The sequence below is a fragment of the Pseudarthrobacter sp. 05T312 genome, assembly GCF_056396685.1.
Genome location: NZ_JBFTLY010000071.1, coordinates 1 through 379, shown reverse-complemented (window position 1 = coordinate 379; position 379 = coordinate 1). Strand labels below are relative to the sequence as shown.

At 64.9% G+C, this 379-nt stretch carries 1 protein-coding gene; it reads left to right on the top strand.

The window, feature by feature from the left end; all coding sequences use genetic code 11:
• Positions 1-71: 71 nt before the first annotated feature.
• On the top strand, positions 72-379 hold a 308-nt coding region (locus AC1DIP_RS22360), incomplete at its 3' end, for a phosphoribosylaminoimidazolesuccinocarboxamide synthase (protein WP_477735136.1).

The window sequence follows — 379 nt, the reverse complement described above, 5'->3', positions numbered from 1 at the left end:
GCCTGGGGCGGCGATCGGCGTCGGCGCGGACGGCCAATCTCCTTTGCGAGATCTACTGGCGGCAAAAGACCTTGGGCCTGGCAAGCGACAACCGTTGCGCCCTACCGGCTGTGCAGGGCGACATCGCCGACGCCCTAGGGCTTTCTGTAGTTCACATCCATAGGGTGCTGCGCGGACTTCGCGACGATAACCTGGCGGCGGTCAAGAACGGCGTTCTTCAAATTCTCGATTGGGATCGCCTGGCCGCGCTCGGCGGCCGGATTCTCGTGGTCGCCAGCGACCGCGTCAGCGCCTTCGACCACGTGCTTGAACCCGGCATCCCCGGCAAGGGCGAGCTGCTCACCACGCTCAGCCTGTGGTGGTTAGACCAGCTCGTTGA